Annotated in this window: 30 protein-coding genes, 1 pseudogene and 1 riboswitch; of the genes and pseudogenes, 8 read left to right on the top strand and 23 right to left on the bottom strand. The window is 38.1% G+C overall.

Annotated elements, in window-relative coordinates; all coding sequences use genetic code 11:
* Positions 1-246: 246 nt before the first annotated feature.
* From SAZ04_RS03565 to msrB, 3 genes are all read left to right on the top strand, one after another.
* The gene (locus tag SAZ04_RS03565) at positions 247-735 is read left to right on the top strand and encodes a hypothetical protein (RefSeq protein WP_332691122.1); all 489 of its coding nucleotides are present in this window, start codon (positions 247-249) and stop codon (positions 733-735) included.
* Positions 736-857: 122 nt separating this feature from the next.
* Positions 858-1346 (top strand): peptide-methionine (S)-S-oxide reductase MsrA, encoded by a 489-nt coding sequence (msrA, locus tag SAZ04_RS03560; protein WP_332691397.1) that lies wholly within the window; start codon positions 858-860, stop codon positions 1344-1346.
* Entirely contained in the window at positions 1339-1773 is a 435-nt protein-coding gene (msrB, locus tag SAZ04_RS03555) for a peptide-methionine (R)-S-oxide reductase MsrB (protein WP_332691119.1), read from the top strand. Before msrA ends, msrB begins: the two co-directional genes overlap by 8 nt.
* A 172-nt stretch (positions 1774-1945) precedes the next feature.
* Here the strand turns inward: msrB and SAZ04_RS03550 are convergent, their stop codons facing one another.
* Positions 1946-2134: a hypothetical protein gene (locus tag SAZ04_RS03550; RefSeq protein ID WP_332691116.1), complete on the bottom strand. Its 189-nt coding sequence runs from the start codon at positions 2132-2134 to the stop codon at positions 1946-1948.
* Between the two features lie 250 nt (positions 2135-2384).
* Here SAZ04_RS03550 and SAZ04_RS03545 point away from each other — a divergent pair, with 250 nt between their 5' ends.
* The 3 genes from SAZ04_RS03545 (at position 2385) to SAZ04_RS03535 (ending at position 4148) form a co-directional block, all read left to right on the top strand.
* A complete protein-coding gene (locus tag SAZ04_RS03545; protein WP_332691113.1) occupies positions 2385-3116 on the top strand; it encodes an alpha/beta hydrolase in 732 nt (243 codons plus the stop codon).
* Positions 3117-3196: 80 nt separating this feature from the next.
* On the top strand, positions 3197-3712 hold the full coding sequence (locus SAZ04_RS03540) for a YjcG family protein (protein WP_332691110.1): 516 nt from the start codon (positions 3197-3199) through the stop codon (positions 3710-3712).
* A gap of 7 nt (positions 3713-3719) precedes the next feature.
* On the top strand, positions 3720-4148 hold the full coding sequence (locus SAZ04_RS03535; protein WP_332691107.1) for a GNAT family N-acetyltransferase: 429 nt from the start codon (positions 3720-3722) through the stop codon (positions 4146-4148).
* A 34-nt stretch (positions 4149-4182) separates the two neighbouring features.
* On the opposite strand, the gene SAZ04_RS03530 is transcribed toward SAZ04_RS03535, so the two are convergent.
* The 13 genes and pseudogenes from SAZ04_RS03530 to SAZ04_RS03470 all read right to left on the bottom strand — a co-directional run bounded on the left by SAZ04_RS03530 (position 4183) and on the right by SAZ04_RS03470 (position 14631).
* On the bottom strand, positions 4183-4515 hold the full coding sequence (locus tag SAZ04_RS03530) for an MTH1187 family thiamine-binding protein (RefSeq protein ID WP_332691394.1): 333 nt from the start codon (positions 4513-4515) through the stop codon (positions 4183-4185).
* A 78-nt stretch (positions 4516-4593) separates the two neighbouring features.
* Positions 4594-5274: pseudogene (locus SAZ04_RS03525) on the bottom strand (DUF1385 domain-containing protein); the annotation flags it as partial.
* Positions 5275-5306: 32 nt separating this feature from the next.
* On the bottom strand, positions 5307-5900 hold the full coding sequence (locus SAZ04_RS03520; RefSeq protein WP_332691104.1) for a hypothetical protein: 594 nt from the start codon (positions 5898-5900) through the stop codon (positions 5307-5309).
* Positions 5901-6132: 232 nt separating this feature from the next.
* Positions 6133-6936 (bottom strand): bifunctional hydroxymethylpyrimidine kinase/phosphomethylpyrimidine kinase, encoded by an 804-nt coding sequence (gene thiD, locus SAZ04_RS03515; protein WP_332691101.1) that lies wholly within the window; start codon positions 6934-6936, stop codon positions 6133-6135.
* Between the two features lie 105 nt (positions 6937-7041).
* The gene (thiO, locus tag SAZ04_RS03510; RefSeq protein ID WP_332691098.1) at positions 7042-8151 is read right to left on the bottom strand and encodes a glycine oxidase ThiO; all 1110 of its coding nucleotides are present in this window, start codon (positions 8149-8151) and stop codon (positions 7042-7044) included.
* 24 nt (positions 8152-8175) lie between these two features.
* Positions 8176-8955, bottom strand: a complete 780-nt coding sequence (locus SAZ04_RS03505) for a thiazole synthase (protein WP_332691095.1) — start codon at positions 8953-8955, stop codon at positions 8176-8178.
* A gap of 2 nt (positions 8956-8957) precedes the next feature.
* On the bottom strand, positions 8958-9155 hold the full coding sequence (gene thiS / locus SAZ04_RS03500; RefSeq protein WP_332691092.1) for a sulfur carrier protein ThiS: 198 nt from the start codon (positions 9153-9155) through the stop codon (positions 8958-8960).
* A 1-nt stretch (position 9156) separates the two neighbouring features.
* Entirely contained in the window at positions 9157-9789 is a 633-nt protein-coding gene (gene thiE, locus SAZ04_RS03495; protein ID WP_332691089.1) for a thiamine phosphate synthase, read from the bottom strand.
* 56 nt (positions 9790-9845) lie between these two features.
* Positions 9846-9952, bottom strand: a riboswitch (TPP riboswitch).
* Between the two features lie 142 nt (positions 9953-10094).
* Complete coding sequence (locus tag SAZ04_RS03490; protein ID WP_332691086.1) at positions 10095-11213, bottom strand: YqgU-like beta propeller domain-containing protein; 1119 nt, start codon at positions 11211-11213, stop codon at positions 10095-10097.
* A 233-nt stretch (positions 11214-11446) separates the two neighbouring features.
* Positions 11447-12856, bottom strand: coding sequence for an aspartate ammonia-lyase (gene aspA / locus SAZ04_RS03485; protein WP_332691083.1), 1410 nt, complete (start codon positions 12854-12856; stop codon positions 11447-11449).
* Between the two features lie 76 nt (positions 12857-12932).
* A complete protein-coding gene (locus SAZ04_RS03480) occupies positions 12933-13898 on the bottom strand; it encodes an ROK family glucokinase (protein WP_332691080.1) in 966 nt (321 codons plus the stop codon).
* 10 nt (positions 13899-13908) lie between these two features.
* The gene (locus SAZ04_RS03475) at positions 13909-14100 is read right to left on the bottom strand and encodes a YqgQ family protein (protein WP_332691077.1); all 192 of its coding nucleotides are present in this window, start codon (positions 14098-14100) and stop codon (positions 13909-13911) included.
* Between the two features lie 18 nt (positions 14101-14118).
* Positions 14119-14631: a hypothetical protein gene (locus tag SAZ04_RS03470; RefSeq protein WP_332691074.1), complete on the bottom strand. Its 513-nt coding sequence runs from the start codon at positions 14629-14631 to the stop codon at positions 14119-14121.
* Positions 14632-14778: 147 nt separating this feature from the next.
* Here SAZ04_RS03470 and SAZ04_RS03465 point away from each other — a divergent pair, with 147 nt between their 5' ends.
* Positions 14779-15186 carry a YueI family protein gene (locus SAZ04_RS03465; RefSeq protein WP_332691071.1) on the top strand — a complete coding sequence of 136 codons (408 nt, stop codon included), beginning with the start codon at positions 14779-14781 and terminating at the stop codon, positions 15184-15186.
* 101 nt (positions 15187-15287) lie between these two features.
* Here SAZ04_RS03465 and SAZ04_RS03460 read toward each other — a convergent pair whose 3' ends face one another.
* On the bottom strand, positions 15288-16751 hold the full coding sequence (locus tag SAZ04_RS03460; RefSeq protein ID WP_332691068.1) for a spore germination protein: 1464 nt from the start codon (positions 16749-16751) through the stop codon (positions 15288-15290).
* Between the two features lie 127 nt (positions 16752-16878).
* Between SAZ04_RS03460 and SAZ04_RS03455 the strand changes: the two genes are divergently transcribed.
* Positions 16879-17757, top strand: coding sequence for a hypothetical protein (locus tag SAZ04_RS03455; protein WP_332691065.1), 879 nt, complete (start codon positions 16879-16881; stop codon positions 17755-17757).
* Here the strand turns inward: SAZ04_RS03455 and SAZ04_RS03450 are convergent.
* From SAZ04_RS03450 to SAZ04_RS03415, 8 genes are all read right to left on the bottom strand, one after another.
* Positions 17754-19256: a rhomboid family intramembrane serine protease gene (locus tag SAZ04_RS03450; protein ID WP_332691062.1), complete on the bottom strand. Its 1503-nt coding sequence runs from the start codon at positions 19254-19256 to the stop codon at positions 17754-17756. The two genes, SAZ04_RS03455 and SAZ04_RS03450, sit on opposite strands and share 4 nt — an antisense overlap.
* Positions 19257-19471: 215 nt before the next feature.
* Positions 19472-19675 (bottom strand): sodium:proton antiporter, encoded by a 204-nt coding sequence (locus SAZ04_RS03445; RefSeq protein ID WP_332691059.1) that lies wholly within the window; start codon positions 19673-19675, stop codon positions 19472-19474.
* 177 nt (positions 19676-19852) lie between these two features.
* Complete coding sequence (locus SAZ04_RS03440; RefSeq protein WP_332691056.1) at positions 19853-20872, bottom strand: ThiF family adenylyltransferase; 1020 nt, start codon at positions 20870-20872, stop codon at positions 19853-19855.
* 10 nt (positions 20873-20882) lie between these two features.
* Positions 20883-21674 (bottom strand): DUF92 domain-containing protein, encoded by a 792-nt coding sequence (locus SAZ04_RS03435; RefSeq protein ID WP_332691053.1) that lies wholly within the window; start codon positions 21672-21674, stop codon positions 20883-20885.
* Entirely contained in the window at positions 21674-22231 is a 558-nt protein-coding gene (locus tag SAZ04_RS03430) for a 5-formyltetrahydrofolate cyclo-ligase (protein WP_332691050.1), read from the bottom strand. The genes SAZ04_RS03435 and SAZ04_RS03430 overlap by 1 nt, the downstream gene beginning before the upstream one ends.
* Before the next feature lie 82 nt (positions 22232-22313).
* Positions 22314-22463 (bottom strand): 50S ribosomal protein L33, encoded by a 150-nt coding sequence (rpmG, locus tag SAZ04_RS03425; protein ID WP_034624960.1) that lies wholly within the window; start codon positions 22461-22463, stop codon positions 22314-22316.
* Between the two features lie 186 nt (positions 22464-22649).
* Entirely contained in the window at positions 22650-23195 is a 546-nt protein-coding gene (locus SAZ04_RS03420; RefSeq protein WP_332691047.1) for a hypothetical protein, read from the bottom strand.
* A gap of 97 nt (positions 23196-23292) precedes the next feature.
* The gene (locus tag SAZ04_RS03415) at positions 23293-25710 is read right to left on the bottom strand and encodes a sugar phosphate nucleotidyltransferase (protein ID WP_332691044.1); all 2418 of its coding nucleotides are present in this window, start codon (positions 25708-25710) and stop codon (positions 23293-23295) included.
* Positions 25711-25725: the final 15 nt, after the last annotated feature.

Raw genomic sequence — 25725 nt, 5'->3', positions numbered from 1 at the left:
AACAAAATAAAAATACCAACAATTTTTATTACCCAATTTGCACATGTCTTAAACTTACCGTTTGTTTTATTTCATTAAAGTATTCAAATGTACATTTAAATTAGCGCTCTTCCCTACCAACCAATAATTGTAAAAAATGTTTTAACCGTGTAAAAAAATCTTTAGATGATAAACTATAAACACTCTTGAATTTATCGATACACCTAAATATAAAAATTCACTCAAGTAGAGTAGAGGTAGTTGCTAATGAGTAAAGAAAAACGAGCAGAAATAATCTTTTGGAGCATAGCCTTCCCAGGTTTTGGGCAATTCCTTAACAAAAAGTACGCTAAAGGATTTTTATTTGTTATTTTAGAATTCACTGTAAATGTGCAAGCAAGATTAAACTTAGCCATTATTCCTAGCTTTTATGGTTTAGGTGAAACCGCAAATGATTCCGTAAATTATCAATGGATTATGTTTTATCCTTGTTTGTATTTATTTTCAATGTATGATGCTTATCGAGATGCTGGTGGCGAGAACATTCGTTATGCTTTTATCCCCTTTGTTTTTTCTGCTTACTGCGGGACTATCGGGGTGATTTATTCTCAAAGTATTGAAATTTTTGGCCAGATAGCAGGAGTAATATGGCTCCCTATTTTATTTCATATTAGTGGCTATTTAATTGGAATGATTATACGCTTCATCGTTTTACGTGCAATTGGTATAAACCCACAAACACAGGATCGTAATTAACGATATTCGATCGTAACTTTTTTCCTCTGAACCATTAGTTGCTATAATAAAATAAAGGAGGGATTGGATTGTCTTTAACAACTTTTAATAAAGCAACTTTTGCAGGCGGTTGCTTTTGGTGCATGGTCAAACCATTTGATCAATACGAAGGCATTAAGTCAGTTATCTCTGGTTACACTGGGGGCCATAAGGAACACCCGACGTATCAAGAAGTATGCGCAGAAACAACCGGACATTTTGAAGCTGTACAAATTACGTTTAATCCTGCCATATTTACATACGAGAAATTGTTAACGATCTTTTGGCAACAAATTGACCCCGAAGATTTTGGTGGACAGTTTTTTGATCGTGGTGATTCTTATCGTACTGCTATCTTTTATCATACTGACGAACAACGAAGATTAGCTGAAAATTCAAAGAAACGGCTGAATGAAAGTGGGAAGTTTACCAAACCAATCGCGACACAAATCTTACCTGCTTCTACATTCTATCCAGCAGAAGAATACCATCAAGATTATTACAAAAAAAATCCACTTCATTATACGAGATATCAAATAGGCTCAGGCCGTAGAGCCTTTATTAATCAACACTGGGGGGAAGATAATGAGTAAAGAAGCAAAGGAACAACTAAAAAAACGTCTTACTCCAATGCAGTATACAGTAACACAAGAAAATGGAACTGAACCACCTTTTCGAAATGAATATTATAATCATGAAGAAGAAGGAATTTATGTAGACATCGTCTCAGGTAAACCTCTTTTTAGTTCAACCGATAAATATGATGCCGGATGCGGTTGGCCTAGCTTCACTAAACCAATTGTCGAGAAAGAAGTTATTGAGAAAGAAGATTTTAGTCATGGGATGACTCGAACGGAAGTCCGCAGCAAAGAGGGTGACGCACACCTTGGTCATGTTTTCAATGATGGTCCAGAACCTAAGGGGCTCCGTTACTGTATTAATTCCGCAGCATTACGTTTCATTCCGAAAAAAGAATTAGAAAAAGAAGGCTACGGACCTTATCAAAAGTTATTTGAATAACCTCAGACCGTAATGCGTGAACAGCTAGCTGTTCACGCTCTTAAAGAAACCCCGTATAGCGGATATTAATCCAATGTACGGGGTTTTTCTAAAAAATATGTGTTTAAAAAGGAGAAAACTCTCTAGCAAAACAATTATCTGAAAATTTTTAGGATCTAATTTACCATAGTACCTATACTTTTTCATCATACGTATACCGTACAACATATTTGTCCGTTCTAAGTTTTTTAATTTCTACAAGTGGACCTACTTCATACCCATTGATCCAATTGTCTTCAATTTTAGCTTTGACACATCCAGCTTGAAACTTTGAACGAAAAATTTGTTTATAATAAATCCATCGAGGTATTTTTCCCATCATACTCTCATACCTTTCTTACCTTTTTTACTATAGTACAAAATATTAATGAACTTCACAATTTGTTCAATCAGGACATGCTTAAAAATATAGAATCAACAAACAAAGATTCAGCTAAATGCTATTTAAAACATTCGTTCAACAATCCAATAACCTTTATTTTTCTAATAAATGACTACTGCAATTGCATAGCATTTTTGTGATTGATTGGGTACAATAAAAGAAGCTATTTTAAAGGAAGGGTTTGAGATAAATGGCTAGAAGACCGTTAGCTGGGACCATTATCGAAACAAACATACAAAGCAATGAGTTACAAGAAGACATTTCATTATTGATTTATACACCACCAAACTTTACACCTTTACAAACATACGATGTACTAATTTGTCAAGATGGAAACGATTATTTCCAATTAGGTCGCATTCCACGACAGGCTGAACAATTAATGGACGACGGGGAGATAAAAGAAACAATCATTGTTGCTGTTCCATATCCATCTGTTTCAGAAAGACGGAAACGCTATCATCCGGATGGAGATAAGGTTGATTCTTATATACGATTTCTAGCAAATGAACTTGTTCCATTTATTGATAAGGAATATCCAACACATCAACTTGCTTCAGCTAGAACGCTAGCAGGCGATTCTCTTGCGGGAACCGTTTCCTTATTAGCAGCTTTACAATATCCAAGTCTATTTGGACAAGTCATGATGCATTCACCATTTGTAAACGATACGGTTATGAATGCGGTAACTGCTTATAATAAACCAAATAACCTATCGCTCTATCATGTCATTGGAAAAAAAGAAACTAGTGTGAAAACAACAGATGGCCAGACTCTTGATTTTGTTACACCAAATCAGAAATTACATACTATTTTAAATGAAAGACCATTCACTTATACGTATGATGAGTTTGATGGGGACCACACATGGACTTATTGGCAAACAGATTTACCTAGAGGACTAACAACGTTATTATCTTAAGTAGGAATTGATCAAGGGCGAATCATTTTATTATTTTTGTAATAAAAACTAGAACAGTTTGATACGAGGGGGACATTGATATGAAATATGGAATTGCTTTATTCCCATCAAAAAAACTACAAGATCAGGCGAACTCATTTCGGATGCGTTATGATTCACATTATGCGCTCATACCACCTCATATCACAATTAAAGAGCCGTTTGAAATGAGTGAAGAAGAGCTCCCATCATTCGTTCAAACAATGTCGCAAATTGCCGAAAAAGCAGAACCTATTTTTATTGACATTTACAAGGTCGACACGTTCTATCCACAATCCCATACGATTTTCTTTAAAATTCGTGAACATGAGACACTAACATATTTATACGAAGCACTACACACTAAACCATTCCTATCTAATGAAAAATATGGATTTATCCCTCATGTCACAATTGGACAAGATCTTTCAAGCCAGGAACATGCTGATGTTCTAGGTCAACTAAAAATGCACAGAATTGAGCATCAAGAAACAATTGCAAGGATGCAATTGCTATACCAGCTTGAAAACGGCTCTTGGACTGTAGATGAAACATTTCGCCTTGGAAAGGGAGTATAATTTTTTTATGAATGTAGTGAGAGTTGTAACGAAGGAACAACGTGAAGACGCCTATAAAATCCGTACAGAAGTATTCGTAGAAGAACAGCAAGTGCCAATTGAAGAAGAAATTGATAAATTTGAAGACGAAGCGATTCATTTTGTCGTTTATGATCATCATCAATCAGCTATTGGCGCTGGACGTCTACGCTTTGTTGATGGATACGGGAAAATCGAGCGTATCTGTATTGCAAAAAAAGCTCGCGGCACTGGTGCTGGACGTCTACTCATGGAGGAAATAGAGAATGAGGCTCGAATTGAAGGAGAAACGAAAGCAAAACTTAATGCTCAGACTCAAGCTCAAGATTTTTATCAAAAGTTAGGATACGAAACAATCTCTGGTGAATTTCTAGATGCAGGAATTCCACATGTCACGATGGTCAAACAAATCGTGTAGTCTAAAAAGAAAGAGGCTACTGCCTCTTTCTTTTTTAGTCTTCTTTTATTTCTTCGTTCCGACTGTTTAAATGCGACTTCACCGCTTCTAGCTTTCCTGCCATCGTTGATTGTTTATCACGACGATCGTCAATACGAATATTGGTTGCCACACGAGAAAGTCCATTCTTAAATGGAACTTCATGAATGGCTTGAATCACTTCAAATAATACTGGTAACTCCCCTTCTATTAACGTACTCATTGGGGTAAGTTGATACTTCACTTTCCCTTCATATGTCTTTAGTACCTCTTGGATTTCTGCTACATACTTGCTTACACTTGGAGTGTCAGTACCAATTGGAATGATCGTTACATCAACTATTGCCATAAGTGTTTCCTCCTTCTTCAATTTTGGACGTTTTACGATTAACCTTTCCGGAAATTCCTTTGCAGCAAGCTTTCGATAAGATTCGATTGACGCGATCATATGTGCACGTTCTGGCTCTGTCGTTGTCACATGGTTTTGGAGCCAATACGAGATAGCAAGTACGACCTTTTTTACAAATCCAAACCCTTTAACTTCTAATAACCTTTGAACGATCGGAACCATTATCAAGCTTACATAAGACGCTATTTCTAGTGACAACATATATCGACCAGTAAAAAACAAAAGACCCACTGCTCCTAATAAGACACTTAAAAAGTAAATAACAACTACATTCGTAGAACAATGTCGATTTGTGATAGCTGCTTTACTTATTTGAAACAAACGAGACCTTCTTTTTACTCCTGTATCGCTAAATACTTTGTGCTCTGCACCATGATACTTTCGAAGCTGCTTTGGAAACAAAAAATGAGTCCCAAACATATAATAAAACAAGAAGTAGTATGGGAGACCTTCCCAAATAGCTAGATTCCATATGATGAGAATTTTTGGAACAAACACTAACCCTACATAAATGACCGTAAGTACTTTAAACCATATCGGCATCGACAAAATGATTTGCTTCATCATCAAAGCCAATGTCTTGGCATTGATCGGCTTGAGCCAACTTTTCAAACGCCCCTTCTCATGGTATGCACATGCAATATGCTGTTTCCCGACATAAAAAATCCCATTTTGATAGGAGAGCCCTCTTATTTTCATGCACACACCCATCCTTCTTCTTCATACAGTATTCAATCGGCTTCATATGAAACGATCCAATATGGTACATTAGCAGCCTCTGTAAACGTTGGTGACGAGAACGCTGCATCCTCCATCTCAAGAGGTGAGTGATCAGACCACGTATGTAATAGATTCACAATAATATCGTCTTTATCTAGATTTTCCCCTACTATCCTTGCTTCTACTCTACCAATATTACCATAACTCTCATGTTCAATTAATTGGTTGGGAAAAGCAAAAATGATCCCATTATCAACGACAATCCCTTCAGACTGCTCAATAATTCGGTTTGCATAAAATAATTCAACCGTTCCATTTTCAATCTCAATATCTGTCCGCACTTGTCCAGTTTCTCTGTCAATGACCGAAACGCCGATATAATCTTCACCGTATAAACCTTCTACTGGCATAACAGTCCAGTCCCAATTTGCTTCTACATCCATACCTTCCTCAGTTTTATTCCCACTCACTTGAAACTCGATTCTTTTTTGTAGATCCTCGTTTGTAATGGCCTCAGACTCTTGTAAAAAATGGTACCCTCCCAAAAGCATTAGAACCATTAAAATAGCTGGTAAGATAAGCACTGGTTTATTTCCACGAAACATATTTTTCGCTACGTCCTTTCTAGTATATATTCACCTATTCTATGTATTTTTAAAAATGGTGCAACACCTTCTCACATTATACAAGAGGTCGAACAAACTGGAAAGGAAACGACTGTTTTCAATTTATTAGTAACAATTTCCTGATCCATTACGCGTACAAAAAAAAGCCAACAGGATCACACATATCCAGTTGGCCTCTACTTATAATTTGCGATGTTCTTTAAACGAACATTTAAAGAGTTGAACGTCGATATGCAGCATGGTTCGTTGGGCCAATCCCGTTCCCAATCGAAAGTGAATCAGAAATGGCTGCTGTAATAAAAGACTTTGCCACCTCAGTCGCTTCTTTAATTGAATGTCCTTTTGCTAATTCTGCCGCAATGGCTGCAGCAAATGTACATCCTGTTCCGTGTGTATGTTTCGTCTTAATCCGTTCTGTTTTCAACTCATAAATCATTTCTCCGTCATATAAAAGATCGACAGCAGGTCCATCTAGTAAATGGCCTCCCTTTAAAACGATATAGTCAGGCCCCATCTTATGAAGGTCAATAGCTGCCTGCTTCATTTCTTCTAACGTTTCCATTTCTTTTTGCCCAAGCATCTTTGCTGCTTCAGGTAGATTAGGTGTGATTACAGTAGCGATTGGCAGGAGTTCTTCTATTAATGCTCGAACCGCCTCTTCTTGTAGAAGCGAAGCTCCCCCTTTAGCAATCATGACTGGATCTACCACAATGTTTTTCACTTCATACTCTTTTAGTTTGCTTGCAACAAGAGATATAATCTCAGCAGAAAACAACATTCCTGTCTTTACAGCATCAGTGCCAATATCAGATAAAACAGCATCAAGCTGGGCTTCTATTGCTTCTAAAGATTGCGGAAACACCCCATGCACACCAAGTGTATTTTGTGCCGTTAAAGCTGTAATCACACTCATTCCAAATGTATGTAATTCTTGAAACGTTTTTATGTCAGCTTGGATTCCTGCTCCTCCACCACTATCAGATCCAGCAATCGTTAATGTTTTGGCAATTGACACTTGTCATCACCCTTTCATGTTTGTTTAGAAAGAAACACTCGGCTCCGCTCATTGCGTCGAGATAGTTCCAAAAGGGGAAATGCACCCCTTTTGGAACCACCTCTCTTATGTAAATCGTTCTGGTTTGCAAGAGGCTAGTGGTGAGTAGGCTTCTTTTTCGTCTAATAGATCAGCTACTGCAACAGCAGTGACTGGACTTAGTAAGATTCCATTTCGATAATGCCCCGTTGCGAACACAATATGTGATGCTTTATCAAGTTTCCCAATTAGCGGGAATCCATCTTGAGTTGCTGGACGTAGTCCTGCCCATGTGTGAAAGGGAGTTTCCTTTTCCAAAAATGGGAAAACATGCTTATTCCAATTCGTTAACCGTGCAATTCCTTTTTCCGTAACGTTCGTACGAAAGCCGGCAATGTCTTCTGAAGCACCATTTACTAATGTTCCATTTGCCTTTGGAACGAGGTATCCTTGACTTGTGTAAACAATATGTTTGACCTGATTAATGGGTATTTCGTATGCACAAATCTGTCCACGTATCGGATAAACTGGGATTCGAACTCCGAATGTTTCCTCCAATTCACTAGACCAAGCGCCCGAGCAAACAATCAGACGATCTCCTACAAACTCACGACCATCTTTTGCACGTAATGCAACCGACTGTTTCCACTCAACTACCTCTACTACATCAAGATGTTCAATAATGGTAACTCCATTTGCGCGACAAGCACGTTCTAATGCCTTCACATAATCCGGTGCAAAAACATGACTCTCCTCTGGATAATACATGGCAGCTTTCACGTCTTTAGAAAGGGACGGCTCCATTTTCCATAATTGTTCACCCGAAATTAATTCAGCTTGAGCTCCCCATTCACGTTGCCATGACTGTCTCGTTTCGAGAGAAAGCACATCAGCATCATGATAAACCGCATGAAGACTTCCACTCTGAGAAAATTCAAAGTCCAACTTCGATACTTCTTTTACATCAGTTTGCCACTTATTATACATGCGCAAGCTATCAAGACATAATTTAAAAAAGTCATCGGGGTCCTCTCCAATTTCTGAAAAAGGAGCAAGCATGCCTGCGGCTGCTCCAGATGCTTGCCCCCCGCAACTTGTTTTCTCCAGAACTGTGACATCATAATTACGTCTGCTAAGCTCAAATGCTGTCGCTAAACCAATGACGCCCCCTCCTAAAATGATTACTTTCTCTTGCACAATTCTCCCCCCCAATCAGCCCTTCTACTTTGAAACGAATGAAGCTAGACCACTACTAGCAGTTGCATACTTCTTCTTTTGGATCCGCCCTGCTTCATATGATAATCTACCTGCTTCAATTGCTTGTTTCATTGCATGAGCCATCTTTACAGGATCTTTCGCCTTTGCTACAGGAGTATTCATTAATACACCATCTGCCCCTAACTCCATTGCTTGGACAACATCCATAGCTGAACCTAGTCCAGCGTCAACAATAATGGGCACATTCGCTTGTTCGATAATCAATCCGAGATTATAAGGATTTAAAATACCTAAACCAGTTCCAATTGGAGCGCCGCCTGGCATTACAGCAGAGGCACCTGCTTCTTCTAACCTTTTACAAAGAACAGGATCATCTGATGTGTATGGCAAAACGACAAATCCTTCCTTAGCAAGAACCTCTGTAGCTTTTAACGTTTCAATTGGGTCTGGTAAAAGTGTCTTTTCATCAACACTTATTTCAACTTTAATCCAATCACTTAAACCAGATGCTTTAGCAAGCCTAGCAATTCGAATCGCCTCTTCAGCCGTTTTAGCACCTGATGTATTCGGCAAATACGTGAATGACATTCCTTCTAAATGTTGTAAAATCGCATCTTCATTCGGAGCACCTAAGTTCACTCTTCGGATAGCAAACGTTAAGACTTCAGCTCCAGAAGCTTTTATTGCTTCATTTTGCACAAAAGGATTTGGGTATCTTCCCGTTCCAAGAAAAAAACGAGATGATAATGCTTTGCCTGCTATTGTTAATTTATTTTGTTTCATTTTCATCCACCTCCGACGAATTGAACAAGTTCAATTCTCATTCCATCATGCAATTTTGTTACAGACCAATTTGAACGTTCAATAATCGAACCATCTATCTCAGTTACAACAAGGTGAGGTTCAAGTTCAAAATGAGACACAACCTCTTCAAGAGTAGAAGCATCTATGTTATGTTCTTCTCCGTTAATGAGTAAACGCACTTTATTTCTCTCCCTTTTCAGCTAATATTTTCGTAAATTGCTCACAAACTCCTTTAATATCTTCCGCTCCAACGATTTCTGAGATCATGCAAATTCTCGTTGCACCTGCTTCTAATACTTGATCGACATTATGCAGTTTAATCCCTCCGATCGCGACAAACGGGATCGTAATTTCAGCAGCGACCTGTTGAATGTATTCAGTCGTAACCGGGTCAACAACATCAACTTTGCTATTTGTATGAAAAATAGGTCCAACTCCAATATAATCAGCACCACTTGCTTCCGCTTCACGTGCTTCGTCGATATGATGAGTTGAAATACCAATAATTTTATCTTGTCCCAAAATATTTCTTGCATCAGCAAGTGGCAAATCATCTTGGCCAAGATGAATCCCATCAGCGTCCACTGCAAGAGCAACATCAATATAATCATTAACAATAAACGTTACATCATGCTTTTCCGTTAATTCTCGTAATGCTTTAGCTTTCCTTAATACTTCTCTCTTACTGCTTGTCTTATCTCGCAATTGAATAATATCCACTCCACCAAGAATCGCTGCTTCCATAACTTCTATAAGTTCTCGACCTTGATGAAACTCTTCACCTGTTATGGCGTATAATTTAAACTCTTTCATGCTAGCCCCACCTTTATGATAAAAAATCCAAAAAAAGCCGCATCCGAACATACGGAATACGACTGCGACGACTTCCCTACGCTGGCGTGATCCAGATCAGGTATAAGGGTAAAAGGCATAGCCTTTTTCTCAGTCCACTAGATGGACACCCCTAGTCTTGAAAATACATACAAGTTATTAACTCCATTATGACAGACTGCTTCAAAAATGCAAGGGGTTCGAGTTTTATGTGTGTTCAAAAAAGTGGGTGCAATGTCTTGCACTCACAACTTAGAGGCACTCAAAAAACTTTTCTTTAGCAACTTCTATTCTTCCCACATCGGTACAAGTGCCCCTTCTTGTATATCATATCCAAATTCATACCGTTCACCAATAAGAAGAATGGATCCTCCTGGTGAAATAGACAGTGGGACATGCTTTTCTAATGAAATCAATTTTTCTTCAGAGTCAGCTCGAACGTTATAGGCAATTAATTCGTATCCATCTTCATAACTAAAGTAATCACTGCTATATTTTGGACGCAAGTAATAAAAAATGCCGTTGTTATGATCATACGAATAATATGGAATCCACCACTGCTCTGAATACGTGTTGAGGATTGGCATCTCAATTTTTCTATATGGCTTTTGCTCATCATAAAAACGATAGACAGAATAGAGGTCATAAATGGAATCAACAGTAACAGAAAGCGATAACCCATCAGGAAAAGCCATAAATGCAATAACTGTATCCTTCCACCTATTGGTTTCTCCATTCTCTATATCTAGTTCATAAAGCGGGGCTTGAAAATTGGGTTCTAACTCTTCCCATTTCAAATATCCTACTTTCGATTCTGAGACCCACTGAATATAGGATTCTTCAAGGCCAATATCAGTTATCTTCTTCTCTTCAACATTCCCTACATATGTTTCAAATTCCCAATTTGGCAAATAAGCAACCATCACAAATGTCTGTGTGTCATATGGATTCCAATAAATCGTATACTCTTCACCATAATCCTTAATTGTCCAGATAATACCCCCTTGATCATTAAGGATCAACAACTGTGACTGTTCTTCCAAAGAAAGATACTGTACAGCAAATAAGGAATAATCTGCATTTGCTCTTACGTCTATTATCCACCCATCTTCTTCTAAAAAAACTGACGATTCTCCTAAAAAAAGATTGTGTTTATGTAAACTGAACTGTTCATTTTCCTCTTGTAAAAATAGTACAGTATCTTTATCATACCAACTTGCTACTTCTATAATAGGAAGCTTATTTTGTATTGGTGTCATAATTGAACCCGTAAAAAATGAAGAAGGTACATTGGACTTAGCAGGTAACTCACTCAAGCTTTTTGGGGCAGGTAGGATCAAGGTAGGAGCTTGGGCACAGGCTGAAACTGTAAAAAGAACAAAGATACTTACGATCAAATGTTTCATGTCAACCCGTCCCCACTTTTTCATATTTTAATTCATTTATTAGACGAATAAACTCCCTAAAATGATTCAACAAATAGATAAGTTCACTAAACGTACACAAAAAAATGACTCAGTATCTTCAGCAAACTCCAAATCAATACATTATAGCGCATACAAATACCCTTTTGCACTATTTTCTTAATGGAAGCTGAAGTCATTGAGTCATCCGAGTTATTCGCAATGTCTTTTTAACCTTAAATAAATCGTGAACCAGCTATACCTGGATTCGTCATTTCTTTCGGATCAAGAATTTCATTTAATTCCTCTTCCGATAAAATTCCTCTTTCAAGACAAATTTCTCGAACGGGTCTGTTCGTTTGAATCGCTTCTTTCGCTACTCTTGTTGCCACCTCGTAGCCAACATGAGGATTTATCGCCGTAACGATCCCTACACTTCTTTCAACCATCTCACGGCATCTGTCTATGTTTGCAGTTAAGCCTTCGATCGCATATTTCCTAAAAACACTTATTCCATTTTGTAAAATAGAAAATGATTGCAATAAGTTAAATACCAGTACTGGCTCCATTACATTAAGCTCTAATTGGCCTGCTTCTGACGCAAGACTAATCGTATGATCATTTCCAATAACTTGAAAGGAAATTTGATTAACCACTTCACACATTACAGGATTTACTTTTCCAGGCATGATGGAAGAGCCCGGTTGTCTTGATGGCAGATTTATCTCATTCAGTCCAGTACGCGGTCCAGAACTCATTAGACGTAGGTCATTTGCCATTTTAGATAAATTGATAGCCATAATTTTTAATGCGCTTGACACTTCTGTATAAGCATCTGTATTCTGCGTTGCATCCACTAGATCTTCCGCTGTCCTAAAAGGATATCCAGTTATATCAGATAAATAAACAGCTACTTTTTTAATATATTCAGGCTTTGCATTAAGTCCAGTTCCAACAGCAGTTGCTCCCATATTGACCTCAAATAACTGACCAACCGAACGTTTAATCCTACCAAGGTCTCGGCTTAGGACTCGTTGATACGCACCGAACTCTTGTCCCATCCGAATCGGAACAGCATCCTGCAAATGAGTACGCCCCATTTTTAATACATTGTCAAATTCCTTTTCTTTCTCTTTAATAGCAAGAATTAATTTATTTAACTCTTCTGTTAAACCATCCGCTAGACGAAGTGCAGCAATATGAATGGCCGTTGGGAAAGCATCATTTGTTGATTGAGCCATATTTACATGTGTATTCGGGCTCACGCGCATATACTCACCTTTTTGACCACCAAGTAGTTCAATTGCCCGGTTCGCAATAACTTCATTCGCATTCATGTTAAAAGACGTACCAGCTCCACCTTGAATGGCATCAACTATAAATTGATCTTGATACTTACCATTAACTATGTCCTCAGCAGCTTCAATAATGGCATCTGCTATATTAATTCTAAGTGCACCAACATCACGGTTCGCCATTGCTGCTGCTTTTTTTACATACCCAAATGCTCGTATAAGTTCAGAATGTGGTGGATATCCTGTTATTGGAAAATTTTCCTTTGCACGGACTGTTTGAATGCCGTAATATGCTTCTTTCGGGACTTGCTTTTCTCCAATTAAATCTCGTTCCGTCCGGTATTCTGACATCCGATTTAACTCCTTTTGTTGTAATGATTGTCCTTGTTATATCGTATGTACAGCACAATGTATATGTGACCAGACATTACCCTTGTTTTGCCAACCATGCTCCTCCAATGACACCAGCATCATTTCCAAGTGTGGCAATTCGAAATTTACAACCTTCTTCAACACGAGGTAAGGCGAAACACTTAAATTGCTCTTTGAGGGGATTCATCAATAAATCTCCAGCTTTTGAAACGCCTCCGCCAAGAACAATTATTTCAGGATTTAGTGCATTAGCTAAATTTGCAAGCGCCAATCCAAGATGAAAACTTATTTCGTCGATAATAGACTTCGCAAGTTCATCCTCTGCTTTAACAGCATCAAACACATCTTTTGCAGTAAGCGTTCCTTGACGTTCAAAAACCGTTTGAAGAATGCTATCAGGTTGCTTTTGCACCCCTTCCATTGCTAACCTTGCGATCCCAGTGGCTGATGCTATTGTCTCAAGACATCCTGTTTTCCCACAATTACATGGTGCTCCAGACTCATCGGTAATTGAAGTAAGATGACCTATTTCTCCAGCCATTCCGTTTACCCCATGAAGAATTTGACCATTTACAATGACCCCGCCGCCTACACCTGTTCCAAGAGTTACACAAAGCAAATTCTTTGCTTCATCACCTGCTCCTCTCCACATCTCTCCTAAAGCAGCAATGTTTGCATCATTGTCAACCGTTACGGATAGCCCTGTTTCCTTTTCCAGTTCATCTTTTAAGGCAAAATTCTTCCAACCAATATTGACAGCATGATAAATAAATCCTGATTCCATATTGATAAAACCAGGTGCTCCTAAACCGATCGCTTTAAGTGCATCATTCGTTACACCAAGTTCTTCACGCTTTTCTTCAATTGCCCGGGCTATATCACTAGTAATGTGTTTCCCATCGTCTATTTTATTCGTAGGAATCTCCCACTTCGTAACGATGTCTCCATCTAACGTCACAAAAGCCAATTTTATTGTCGTTCCACCAATATCTACACCTACAAACCATTTCTTTGACACCATTCTCCACCCTCTAATTCATTGATTTATTTTCATTCCGTAAGATGAGCAACCCCTGTTGAAATATATGTGAATCAATAATCTTCCAATTATACAATTCACGGAGTTCTTCTTCCATCAGAGCAAGATCAAAAGATCGATCTCGTGTGTAAACAATCGCCCCATGATTTTTAAGTAGCTGTCTTACGTCGTACATTGTTTTCATGTGCTCACCTCTAACCCATTATAACAGCTTCAATACGGTTACGAAAAGAAGCCAAATTAGCGGAGCATATGCTATATTGGAATGACGCCAAAAAGCCTGTCGAATTTGCATCTGAACATATAAACCAAGGCCCAATGCCGCGGTAAACAAAAAGGCTGCCGCTATAGTGAAAAACGTTCTGAATTCCACTAAACCCCATTCTACCCCCATTAAGAAAAACAAAAAAGCAAGCATCGAAAAAAGAATTTTATCTTCAGGATGAAAAAAGCCAAGTGTAGGATGAAAGCGACTAAAACAAGCGACAATAAAAAGAAGGGTAAGAATAGCTAATACAATTTCAATAAAGCGTAATCCAATCCAACCTGTTATAAACATTCCTGTAATCATCCCCATGTAACATAAAAATAAAAAAAACAAAGAAAATAAGATAACCTGAATCGGTCTTACAGTATCTCTCGGTGCAGCTAGTAACCCACCAATCGTCATACCTATTGTAAAAACAAACACTAAAATAAGCATCGTAAACCACATGAAAGACACCTTCCTTTTTAAAGCATTATCGAATTGACAAATTACGTTCAAGGCAATATGTTCTTATGATATGATATGTCTGTAAATAAAAATAAGAAGGACAGGAAGAAAACTTGTTCAAGTGAAATGAAGAAATGAGGGACGACAATGGACCAAAAGGTACAAGACATCATTGATCGCGCAATTTACGGAACCCCTGAAATCAAACCAGAAGAAAGACAATTATTTTTAACAACTATTTTAGAACGAATCCATATAGCGCTTACAAAAAGGCAAGTGATTCACAAAGGGATGTATTCAGAAGCTCTACAAATAATGAAAACAAAATCAAATCTACACTTATACGTAAACAGTAACTTAAATTATGGAAACTATTCAAATTACATCCAGGAAGCAAATAAAATAGGTATTCGCTTCACCATCGTTACACCACAAAAACAAACACCATTCGGACTTGTCCTTGCGACTGAGTCACAAGCAATAAATGGTAATGACATCTTTGTTAAAGATGACTTGTTCGAACGCGATATGGAAGAGTCAGCAACTAATTTTTAAGAAAGACGGATGAGTCATTCTTTTCTTCACTCAAATTTTATTAATTCATACCTTTTAAAAAAACAACGAGACCACGAAGTTCACGTGGTCTCGTTGTTTTTTCATCTATCCGGATCATTGGGGTGTACGGCTGATGGTCTTTGCTTTTTAAGAGGCATTGCTACACGGAATAATACATCTCTAAAGGCTTGGGCATTAAACGGTAGGAGTGGCCACATATATGGTGTACCTAATGGGTGAAGGTTTACGAGCATTAGCAACCAAATGGTAGTTCCAATTACAAACCCAGCTACTCCAAATATGGCTGTAACAATTAATAGAACTACCCTTATTAAACGATTTGCCAGACTCATTTCATAACTTGGAGTCGCAAATGTTCCAACAGCAGCTACAGCTAAGTACAGAACCACTTCAGGCGAGAAAAGCCCAACATTTATTGCCACCTCCCCAATTAAAAGAGCAGCGACAAGACCTAATGCTGTTGCAAGAGCATTGGGAGTATGAATGGCTGCCATTCTAAGCATCTCAATTCCAATTTCAGCCACAAGAAACTGTGCATATAAAGGAACGGTCCCTACCTCTTCAGCTCCAATAAATACTAGAGCTTCTGGCGTTAGTTGCTCATTGGTTGCTAATAAGTACCATAGGGGTAATAAAAAAATAGATGCCCAGACTGCAACATAGCGAACTACTCGTAAGCTCGTACCGACAATTGGCTTTTGCCGGTACTCCTCAACATGTTGCATATGGTGCCAAAACGTTGTGGGTGTAATCATTACACTTGGAGAACCATCAACCATAATGATGACATGACCTTCGAGTAAATGTGTAGAAGCCACATCTGGACGCTCTGTATAACGTACCATTGGATACGGATTACTATTATGACCAAAGACAAATTCCTCTATTGTCTTATCTCCCATTGGTAATCCATCTGTATCGATTTTCTCTAATGCCTCTTTAATTTTCGTCACATATTCTTGATCTGCAATATCAGCAATATAGGAAATGGCTAAATCAGATTTAGATCGACGCCCAACTGACACATACTCTACTCTCATTGTTCTGTCTCTTACACGTCGTCTCATAAGAGCTGCATTCATCACTAGAGTCTCTACAAACCCATCCTTAGAACCACGAATAACCTTTTCTGTATCTGGCTCTTCTGGACCTCTTACGGGATATTCACGTGTGTCAATTAAAATAACTTTGTCAATACCTTCAACAACAAGAGCTGCTGGACCGGCAAGGATTTGATCCACTACATTATCTAAATCATCCGTCGCCTCTATTTCAGCATAAGGAATGTAGTGCTTCATCAATCGATCCAAAGGCCGATCTGCTAAATCAGAAGCGGTTATCCGAATCAATTCTCGTTGAATCTGAGTAATTGCTTGATCCTTACCAAATCCATCAACAAGAAAGAGTGACATTTCTCGTTCTCCATGCTCGAGTTCCAAATGTATTAAGTCAAAACTCTTATCAACGGCTAATTCCTTTTTCAGAAAATTAATATTCTGTTTATATACGATCGAAACAGGATGCTTTATCTTCTTTACGCTCACTTACAGCCACCTCCAATACCTTTTCATTATTTGCTACAATAGGCAAATCCATGCATACGAACATGCATAATGGCTTTGCTAGACACATATAAATGTGGCAAATAGTTTGTCCATTGGAGGGACGACGATGAAAAAATGGAAATTCGCAATTACATTATTAATAACATCTTTTTGTGTGGGACTTTTTCTCGTCATCACGATCAAACCTGAGCCATTACGAGATGCATTAATTTTCTTTCCACTAGATCCTAATGCTTCGTTTGATGAGTCTAGATCCCAAATCGAGTTTCAAGCAATGAAAGATGAGGATGAGTATATTTTAGATTGGAGTGTCACATCTGTATTAAACCAACCTGCTTACTTACGTCAAGATGTGTCTCTTTTATTCGAAGATGGTTATTTAAAAGATGCTCTTTCCTCTTGGCGTGAAAATACTGACACGATTAACATGGGGAAAGATGTACGGTCAGATGACAGTGGACATTATCGAGTTGTCACATTTCACCATGCAGAACTACATTATCCAAATGATGTAATAAAAAGCGCACAAAAACTCAGCTTTGATCAGCTGTATGTCATTGACTCACCCCTTAGTCCGTTGCATGCTTTTCGAGAACCTAGTACCGAAGAAGAAAAAGAAAGCAAACGAATACTTGATTACATCTTAAAGCAGCAACAAGATTACGATTGGGATGCATTATTCGAGTATTACAACCTCCCTAAAGATGAATATAAGCGTATCGCCCTAACAGATTTAGGTCTATACGAAGAAGAGCCATTACCAGGACTGACAAAAGAAAAGACCGCACAATTTCTTGGCGGCCTTTGGGAAGGATTATACAAAAATTATGTACTCGGAATTACTAAACATGACGGGACCTCTGTAAGCCCCATCGGTAGCACTGTCCCAGTGATTCTTGTACCTACTTCCGCTGATCATTTCTTTGTCCTATTTAGAACTGCAGACGGTGAGCCGATTCAACTATTGCAAACATTGAAACCTTAGTCACGTAAACGCTCTTGTAAATCGAGGTAAGTATCGTCAGGATGTAGTTGGACGGCACGATTAACCGATGCACGAGCTTCCTCGATTTGATCAAGTTCTAAATAAATGAGAGCTAGATTATAATGAGCTTCATGAAATACGTATCTTTTTTCAATCGTTACAAGCAGAAGTTCTTTTGCTACTTCATAATTTTCGAACTTTGCTTCAGCATAAGCTAATAAAAAAGTTGCTTCAGGTCTGGCCGCTCCTTCTTCTACAGCTCTTTTTAAAAAAGGGTAAGCTAACTCTAGCTCATCTTGTTGCAAATGCTCTTGACCAATTTGTAGCTCTAAAATAGACGAGCTCGCTTTTTGATCGTTATTTATACCAAACCAAAAAAGTCCCAATAACAAGAATGTCGTTATAGCTGCAACTACAGGCTGTTTATACGTTGTTTTGTGATTTGGCAAATGAACGATTACACAAGCAAGAAACCCGCCAAGAAGCCCACCAATATGAGCCCCATTGTCGACCATTGGAACGACAAATCCAAATATTAAGTTTATTACTAAAATCGTTAGCACACTTTTTCCCATCGTCCTAAAAAATAACTTTTTATATACCGTACCAAAATAAAGCAATGCTCCAAAACATCCAAAAATAGCTCCTGATGCACCTGCTGCAACTTGTTCATTAAAGGAAAAACTTGCAATCGAACCAGTCAATCCAGCTATGAAATATATAATTAAAAAACGAGCTGTTCCATACATCCTTTCAACAGCTCCTCCAAGATAAAACAAAGCGAGTGAGTTCATAAAAAGATGGAGAAAAGTAATATGGAGAAACATCGCTGATAGTAAGCGCCACCACTCTCCTTCAATAATAAGAGGGTTATATTTAGCACCGAACTCAATTAACGTCAAAATCGAGGTACTCCCCCCGTTTTGCTCTAAAACATAAAACATCGCTGCAATGCAACATAATAATAGAACTGTTGCAATTGGTTTGCCTTGTAAAAACAATGACTTTTCCTTTTCTTCACGAGCCCTTGTTGCTTGAGTAATCTGTTGTTTCAGGTGAAAAATAGCTATTTCTAATTGTTCTACCGTTTCAATAGATGGAATATCAGGAAGGTTTATTCTCTCAGTACTTTTTCTATCTAGTAAAGAAGTAAAAACGGTCGTTCGTTTCTTTTTACTTTCATAATATGGTTTTGTAACATCTTCAAAAGATTCAACAGGTGGATATACACTAATATATAGGTTTTCACCTATCAGTTTTCGGAGGCGAAGGTGACCTCTCATATGTTCAAACTGGTTTACAGATTCAACAATATCTCTTCTAAACGAACCAGTAAAGTCTAAATCCTTACGTACGATTCGTAAAACCCTTCGAGGCTTAGCTTCCTCATTTTCTAACCAAAATTCTTGACCTCTTTTATCAAGAACCCGAAATCCCTTTTGAAGAATATAATAATGAATCAATCTCCAAAAGAAATAATCATGCTGTAACGATTCCATAAAACCCCCCTCTCCACCATATATTGACCTTAAAATTATTATAGCAATAATTTCCGTTTCTAGAAGTACTTTGTTCGAAAAGAGAATTACAATTGCTGAGAACAAACGTAAAACATGGCAACTGCCTTTATTGGTTGTTCAAAGAGGTAATAATCAAGACAAAGGGTCTGTCTTCTAGACAACAACTCCTCTAGGAAGACAGACCCTTTTATCTTTTATACTGTTTCTTGCGGTCGGTTAGCTTGTAAAACCGATCCGAGTACCTTATCGCGGATAAAAGGTATTTGCATGGCAAACGCTACTGCAAGTTTACGTAACATGCGGCGGCCTAGAAACGTATTTAACACACGATAACGATACTTGTACATAAAGTACATCGAGAAGACTAGCGATAGAATAGAAATGAGACGTTGTAACATGATCATCCCTCCTCTATCTTACTTTGCGTGTTGATCCATCATTTTATCCATCTTATGAAAAAAACGGTTCTTCTTTCTAAAATAAAGCTGTTTCAAGAGAATATATATTTTTCACAAGACAGGATAAACGAGTATCATCCGTTTGGTGAACATAATGGGTACTAACATCAAAAAAAGTTATCCTCCCATGTACTTGCTATATAACGATTTTGCTCGTGAGATTTCTTCAGTCCCTTGTACAAGCACTCTGCCATCTGGAAATAGAACAAGTCTTTCTCCTTCTGGAAGTTGAGCTCTCAATAGAAATGGAGTCAATTTTGTTTCTGTAACCGATTCTAACGTGGTAGCCCACCTTTTTAAATCAATAGGCTCGTGTCGTTGTATTTGTACCGTTTCTCTTCCACATAGAGTCGTTACATGATCCTCTGCTTCAACTAGTGCAGGATACTCTTTGGTTTGGCATGTCGGACAACTCTCTTTTGCGTCATGCATTTTTAAATCAAATTGATGATTTTTCCATAAATCAAAACTTCGCAGTGTGCCTCTAAGTGATTTTTCATCACCTACAAGATACTTCAGTACCTCCACCACTTGATAAGATGCAACAATATCCACTACAGGGCTAATTACCCCAATGGTATCACAAGTTTGACCATTGCCATCACCTTGATTAATAAAACAACGCAAACACGGTGTTTTCCCAGGAATAAATAGGGCAGACATTCCTCTCGAACTAACTGCTCCTCCATAAGCAAACGGGATTCCTTCTTTAAAGCACATATCGTTTAAAAGAAAACGAGTTCGAAAATTATCAGTCCCGTCTAGCACAAGATCAATACCTTCAATTAATGATGGTAGGTTATCTATTGTTACATCTGTAACAATACCTTCTATTTTCACATTTGAGTTGATCGCTTTCAGTTTGCGTTCAGCAGCTACTGCTTTTGGCAAACTCTCCTTTACGTCGAATTCATCAAACAGCATTTGCCTCTGAAGATTACTCATCTCAACGTAATCTCTATCAGCAAAACGAACTAACCCTACACCTGCTCGTACTAAATGATTAGCAAGTACTGTTCCTAGTGCACCCACACCTACAATTAATACCGATTTATCCGAGAGCGACTTTTGGCCTTTTTCACCTATAGGTGAAAATCGAACTTGTCTTGAATAACGCTCCATTGATTCTTCTCCCATGTCTTCCTCCTTATACGAACAACCAACCTATTAGAATACCAAGTAATGCAGCAAAGATTGTACAGCCAACATTCACAATGTCATTATCGATCCAATCGCTTCCCTTTACACGAATGGTCTTTCCCCCGCAATGAACCTTTCGTTCCGTCTCAATAGCGCAAGAAGGACAACGATAAACAACTTGCCACATGGCTCCAAGTACTGTATCAAATACGTTACCGATAAATCCAGCCAAAGTCAAAAAAATCAATAACATATGGCTATTATAGTGATCACCCCACCAAAAAAAAATCGAAAAAACAACGATTAGAAAACTTCCCGCAAAAGCAGCAGCAGAACCTAGTGCCGTTATCGCTCCTGATGTCCCAACTGCTACACGTGTTCTTTTTATTATATGAAATGGGCGATATTTACTATAAGGACCGATTTCAGAAGCCCACGTATCAGAGTTAGCGGCGGCCAAGCTTGCCACAAAACCGCAAATGAGGATAGAAGAAGGATAAATAAGATACATAAGTGCTAATAAGGAAGCTACTCCGCCATTTGCAAGTACTTGTACGGCATCTCTTTTCCCGCCTTTCTCAATTATATCGGACTCTTCATTATCAGTCTTTAAAGCCCCAAGTATAGTAGAGCTTATAAAAAACATTCCAAGTAAGAGCAATCCATATAACTCCAACCCAATGGCAATAAATCCTCCTACAAAACATGCGGCCAATGCTCCAGAACGAGTTAATTTCTTTCTGAAATAAGCAGTTATCGCTAAAAGAAAAACTCCTAGTAAAAGTATAATCGCCATCATTAATCAAAACCAAAAGGAGAAATAATATGATCTATTTTCTGATCATGTTTCTCAACAGGAAGCGTTTGTACAATCTGACATGGAAAGGCTAGTGATAGTGTGATAGCATCAACTGTCGGAAGAAACCGATCATAAAAGCCTCCTCCAAATCCTAATCGATAGCCATTTTTATCAAAAGCTAATCCCGGAACAATGACTAAATCAATTTCATCGTGATTAATTGGCTGACAGAACTCAACCATTGGTTCTTTCAAACAATAGGGTCGATCTTCTAAATGATCGAATCTAGTAATCTCGTAAAATGTCATACACTTTGTTTTGAAGTTTGCACGGGGAACGACAACACGCTTTCCTTCTTCCCATGCCTTTCTAATTAAATAATATGTATCAACCTCGCGACCACGAGATATCGTAAATGCAATCATTTTTGCCTTTTTCCAATAAGTTGAAGAGATAAGATGCATCGCGATTTCAAAAGACCACTTTGCATGTGTCTTTTCCGTTAACGCTTCTAATGCTTGATTGACTTGATGCCGTATAGCCGCCTTTTTTTCCAAGACATTCACTCACTCTCATTCATTTTGAAGAGGATCTATTTGTTTAAATTAAAAAGAAAAAAGCAGCGGAGAATCCAGCTGCTTACTTTGTTTCACGATGTAACGTATGACGCTTTAATCTTGGGCTGTATTTCTTGAATTCAATACGCTCAGGATTTGTGCGTTTATTTTTTGTTGTAATATAATTACGATCTCCTGTCTCAGTGCAAGCAAGAGTTACTTGTACACGCATTTGCTATCCCTCCAAACTGTTCTTACTTCATACTTGAATATGATAGCAAATCTTCGCGCTTCAATCAAGTGTTTTTTCTGTTGAAAAGAGCGGATCGTAAGTATATCAAGATATTTTAAGAATAATCAATGCTCACATCTTATCATTTCTTGATAGAATCCACTCTTTTAATGTTAGAAATTTTCGTTATAGTGTCTGTTTAGTCGCTTGATTCAATTTATCAAACGTAACTTGCTTATAATGTTTTATATAAACTTCCTCTTCTGTTTGACCAAACACTTCCCAAATACGACCATACGTTTCTTGTGAAGGATTCATCTGAATTCTTGACACGATCATACTTTCCTGCCCATCTGTACATAAGGGCGCAAGAACTAAAGTACCTTCTTGGTCGCACCAAACCTTTTCTTTCTTCCCAACAGCAAGCTGACAATTTATTTCGTTATGAAACCGCGATGCTAGAAGAGATAAATACGGCTTTCCATAATGTAATATAGTCTGCTTTGAAGGAGAAACAAAAGATACTTGGCGTGTAAGTGAAGCAAGATTGTGTTGATGATATACAAACCTTATATCTCTTTTTTCATCCGATTGGTTATTTAGAATCACTTTATATAGGAAACCAAGTTCTTTATCAAACCGTTCTTTTAATATGGTAACTTGAAATTCCCACTGCTTATGATAAGCAACGATAATAGACAATGCCCCTGTCCTGTTTTGTCCCGGAGACATATCCCATTCCTCACTGCTTAGCCATGAGCATCTCCCATTTAACCAGACGCCCAAACTCTTAAGAGAGTGAAAACTTTCTTTAAGAAAGGCGAGTTTATTAGGTTGTTTGTTGTTTAATAGCATTAATTTGTTCAATATACTCACCTGCCAATTGTTTTGCATGTGCTCCATCTTTCGATTGAGCATACACAGTAAAGGTTGCTTGGTCTTGATCTGGCACGATAAAAGTCCAACTTCCTTCTTGATCTCTTACTTTCATTCCATCTACTAATTCAACATTTTTTCCTTTTAATGATTCCATCAACTTTCTCATAACAACACCTTTTTGTTGAGTTTGACAATTGACTTCTTGTTTGTAAATAGCTTGTGATGGAAGTTCACTAAAAACATCTGTAAGAGATACATTATTTTCTGTTAAGAAGTCTAACAAGTGCACGATTGCAAAAGGGGCATCATAAGCCATCATTTGAACGGTACCCTCAGACTCCATCATCGCACGAACTGACGTTTTGGTGCGAATTAATTTCTTGTCATAGCTTGCCGCTATCTCTTCAAGCGCGGACCCACCATAAAGAGGAATCGCAAGCTCTGAGCGTAGCCCTTTTTCAAATTGCATATAAATAAATAACATTAATTGTTCTTCTTCTGTTACTAGAATTCCCTTTTCCGTCATTAAGCTTATGAATTCACCGCTTTCTCCTATCATAATGCCTAATTCAAGACTGTTATTATTTAAATATTCTCTCATGGAGTCAACATTTACATGACTAGGAATAATATGAACATCGCATCCTAACTTAGAGAGAAAATTAGAGAGATAAGAATGTTGCTCAGTTGTTTCATAATGAAGAGCAATCTTCCACTGCTTATTTCTGATAGCGCCCTCATTTACTTCGAGTAATATTTGATTCGTGTATCTTTCTTCAAGTAGGTTGTCAATTCGATAGTCACCGATATATTCAAACGCTACACGACGGTAAGATTGAAAGGCCATCACTTGCTCTAACTCACGTTGTTCAGACGTGCTAATCGGGAATCCTTGTTCATTGAAAAACTCTATGACCATTTGTTTTTCTTGAGCTCGATCAGCTATTCGTAAATAAATACCGCCTCCTGCATCAGCCATTTCAACACTATATCTGAGAATGGGAAGCATCGTTTCCCCAAGCTCAACAACATGAATTCCTGATGCTTGTAAGCTCTGAATAAGTGATAGTTTCATAACCTGTGAGAAAGGATGATTATCACTTGCTATTAATACTTTCGTCCCTTGATTAAGCAAACTACCATATGCAGCGCCTAATTTGGAAGCATCTTCAGGTGTCATTTCAACATTAGCAACCCCACTAGCGCGATGTCCTTTTAATAACGACTGTGCACCAACTTCATTCCACACATAAGCTTGAGGTACAGTTGTTGCTGCCTCTACTCGTTTGTAAGGCCATACTTTCACTTCTGGTTGTATTTTCGCCTCTTCGCCAATGACAGTATGATGTCCAATAACAGCATCTTCATATAGAGTCGCTTTTGTACCAACTGTAACACCATGACACAACGTTGCACCTCTTAGTTCACTATCATCACCAAGATAGTTTCCGTTCCACAATACTGACCGCTTAAGTGAAGCTCGATTCGAAATAGTAGTATCAGATCCAACGACAGTGTGTTGGCCTAAGTGCGCACCTGACCGAATAATTGTATTTGATCCAATTGAAACCGGTCCCTCTATCTTGGCACCCTCTTCAATTATGACATTTTCGCCAACCCAAATAGTCGGCTCTATTTCAGTTCCTTGAATGCTTGCATCAAGCGATCCATTTAGTAAATCACTATGAGCTTGTCGGTACTGTTTTAAGTTACCTATATCTGACCAATACCCATCAGCAGCATATCCATACATAGCTGACTGTTCAGCTAATAATTGCGGAAATACATCCTTGCTAAAATCTACAACTGCGTCTTTCTTTATATAGGAGAAAATACTTGGATCCATAATATAAATACCAGTATTCACCGTATCACTAAACACTTCACTCCAACTCGGCTTCTCAAGGAAACGAACAATTTTATCTTGTTCATCTGTCATAATCACACCAAATTCAAGTGGACATTCTACTTGTTTCATAAAAATTGTTACAAGACTATTATTCTCGTTATGGAAATCAACTCCAGATTTAAGATCGAAATCCGTTAATGCATCTCCACTTACTACAATGAAAGGCTCATCTAAAAACTCTTCAGCTTGTTTCACGCTACCCGCTGTTCCTAAAGGAGTTGTCTCTTCAAAATAGGTCAAATTCACTCCAAACTTCGATCCGTCCCCAAAGTAATCACGAATAACATCAGGTAAATATTGAACGGTTACTGCAATATCTGTAATTCCATATTGTTTTAATAGCTCAATACTATACTGCATTACTGGTTTTTGAACTAATGGAACCATTGGTTTTGGTACACTGCAAGTTAACGGACGTAGTCTTGTTCCTTTTCCTCCAGCCATTATAACACCTTTCATTTCACATCTGCCCCC

The organism is Halalkalibacter lacteus (genome assembly GCF_036663595.1).
Taxonomy (GTDB): Bacteria; Bacillota; Bacilli; order Bacillales; family Bacillaceae_D; genus Halalkalibacter; species Halalkalibacter lacteus.
Note: the sequence above shows the minus strand (reverse complement) of the source record. Positions and strands in the feature narration are given on the sequence as shown.

Coding starts and splice junctions, on each gene's coding strand:
- SAZ04_RS03565 (WP_332691122.1), top strand. CDS start 247: ATGAGTAAAGAAAAACGAGCAGAAATAATCTTTTGGAGCATAGCCTTC.
- msrA (WP_332691397.1), top strand. CDS start 858: ATGGTCAAACCATTTGATCAATACGAAGGCATTAAGTCAGTTATCTCT.
- msrB (WP_332691119.1), top strand. CDS start 1,339: ATGAGTAAAGAAGCAAAGGAACAACTAAAAAAACGTCTTACTCCAATG.
- SAZ04_RS03550 (WP_332691116.1), bottom strand. CDS start 2,134: ATGATGGGAAAAATACCTCGATGGATTTATTATAAACAAATTTTTCGT.
- SAZ04_RS03545 (WP_332691113.1), top strand. CDS start 2,385: ATGGCTAGAAGACCGTTAGCTGGGACCATTATCGAAACAAACATACAA.
- SAZ04_RS03540 (WP_332691110.1), top strand. CDS start 3,197: ATGAAATATGGAATTGCTTTATTCCCATCAAAAAAACTACAAGATCAG.
- SAZ04_RS03535 (WP_332691107.1), top strand. CDS start 3,720: ATGAATGTAGTGAGAGTTGTAACGAAGGAACAACGTGAAGACGCCTAT.
- SAZ04_RS03530 (WP_332691394.1), bottom strand. CDS start 4,515: ATGGCAATAGTTGATGTAACGATCATTCCAATTGGTACTGACACTCCA.
- SAZ04_RS03520 (WP_332691104.1), bottom strand. CDS start 5,900: ATGTTTCGTGGAAATAAACCAGTGCTTATCTTACCAGCTATTTTAATG.
- SAZ04_RS03505 (WP_332691095.1), bottom strand. CDS start 8,955: ATGAAACAAAATAAATTAACAATAGCAGGCAAAGCATTATCATCTCGT.
- thiE (WP_332691089.1), bottom strand. CDS start 9,789: ATGAAAGAGTTTAAATTATACGCCATAACAGGTGAAGAGTTTCATCAA.
- SAZ04_RS03490 (WP_332691086.1), bottom strand. CDS start 11,213: ATGAAACATTTGATCGTAAGTATCTTTGTTCTTTTTACAGTTTCAGCC.
- aspA (WP_332691083.1), bottom strand. CDS start 12,856: ATGTCAGAATACCGGACGGAACGAGATTTAATTGGAGAAAAGCAAGTC.
- SAZ04_RS03480 (WP_332691080.1), bottom strand. CDS start 13,898: ATGGTGTCAAAGAAATGGTTTGTAGGTGTAGATATTGGTGGAACGACA.
- SAZ04_RS03475 (WP_332691077.1), bottom strand. CDS start 14,100: ATGAAAACAATGTACGACGTAAGACAGCTACTTAAAAATCATGGGGCG.
- SAZ04_RS03470 (WP_332691074.1), bottom strand. CDS start 14,631: ATGTGGTTTACGATGCTTATTTTAGTGTTTGTTTTTACAATAGGTATG.
- SAZ04_RS03465 (WP_332691071.1), top strand. CDS start 14,779: ATGGACCAAAAGGTACAAGACATCATTGATCGCGCAATTTACGGAACC.
- SAZ04_RS03455 (WP_332691065.1), top strand. CDS start 16,879: ATGAAAAAATGGAAATTCGCAATTACATTATTAATAACATCTTTTTGT.
- SAZ04_RS03450 (WP_332691062.1), bottom strand. CDS start 19,256: ATGGAATCGTTACAGCATGATTATTTCTTTTGGAGATTGATTCATTAT.
- SAZ04_RS03445 (WP_332691059.1), bottom strand. CDS start 19,675: ATGTTACAACGTCTCATTTCTATTCTATCGCTAGTCTTCTCGATGTAC.
- SAZ04_RS03440 (WP_332691056.1), bottom strand. CDS start 20,872: ATGGGAGAAGAATCAATGGAGCGTTATTCAAGACAAGTTCGATTTTCA.
- SAZ04_RS03435 (WP_332691053.1), bottom strand. CDS start 21,674: ATGATGGCGATTATACTTTTACTAGGAGTTTTTCTTTTAGCGATAACT.
- rpmG (WP_034624960.1), bottom strand. CDS start 22,463: ATGCGTGTACAAGTAACTCTTGCTTGCACTGAGACAGGAGATCGTAAT.
- SAZ04_RS03420 (WP_332691047.1), bottom strand. CDS start 23,195: ATGTCTCCGGGACAAAACAGGACAGGGGCATTGTCTATTATCGTTGCT.
- SAZ04_RS03415 (WP_332691044.1), bottom strand. CDS start 25,710: ATGAAAGGTGTTATAATGGCTGGAGGAAAAGGAACAAGACTACGTCCG.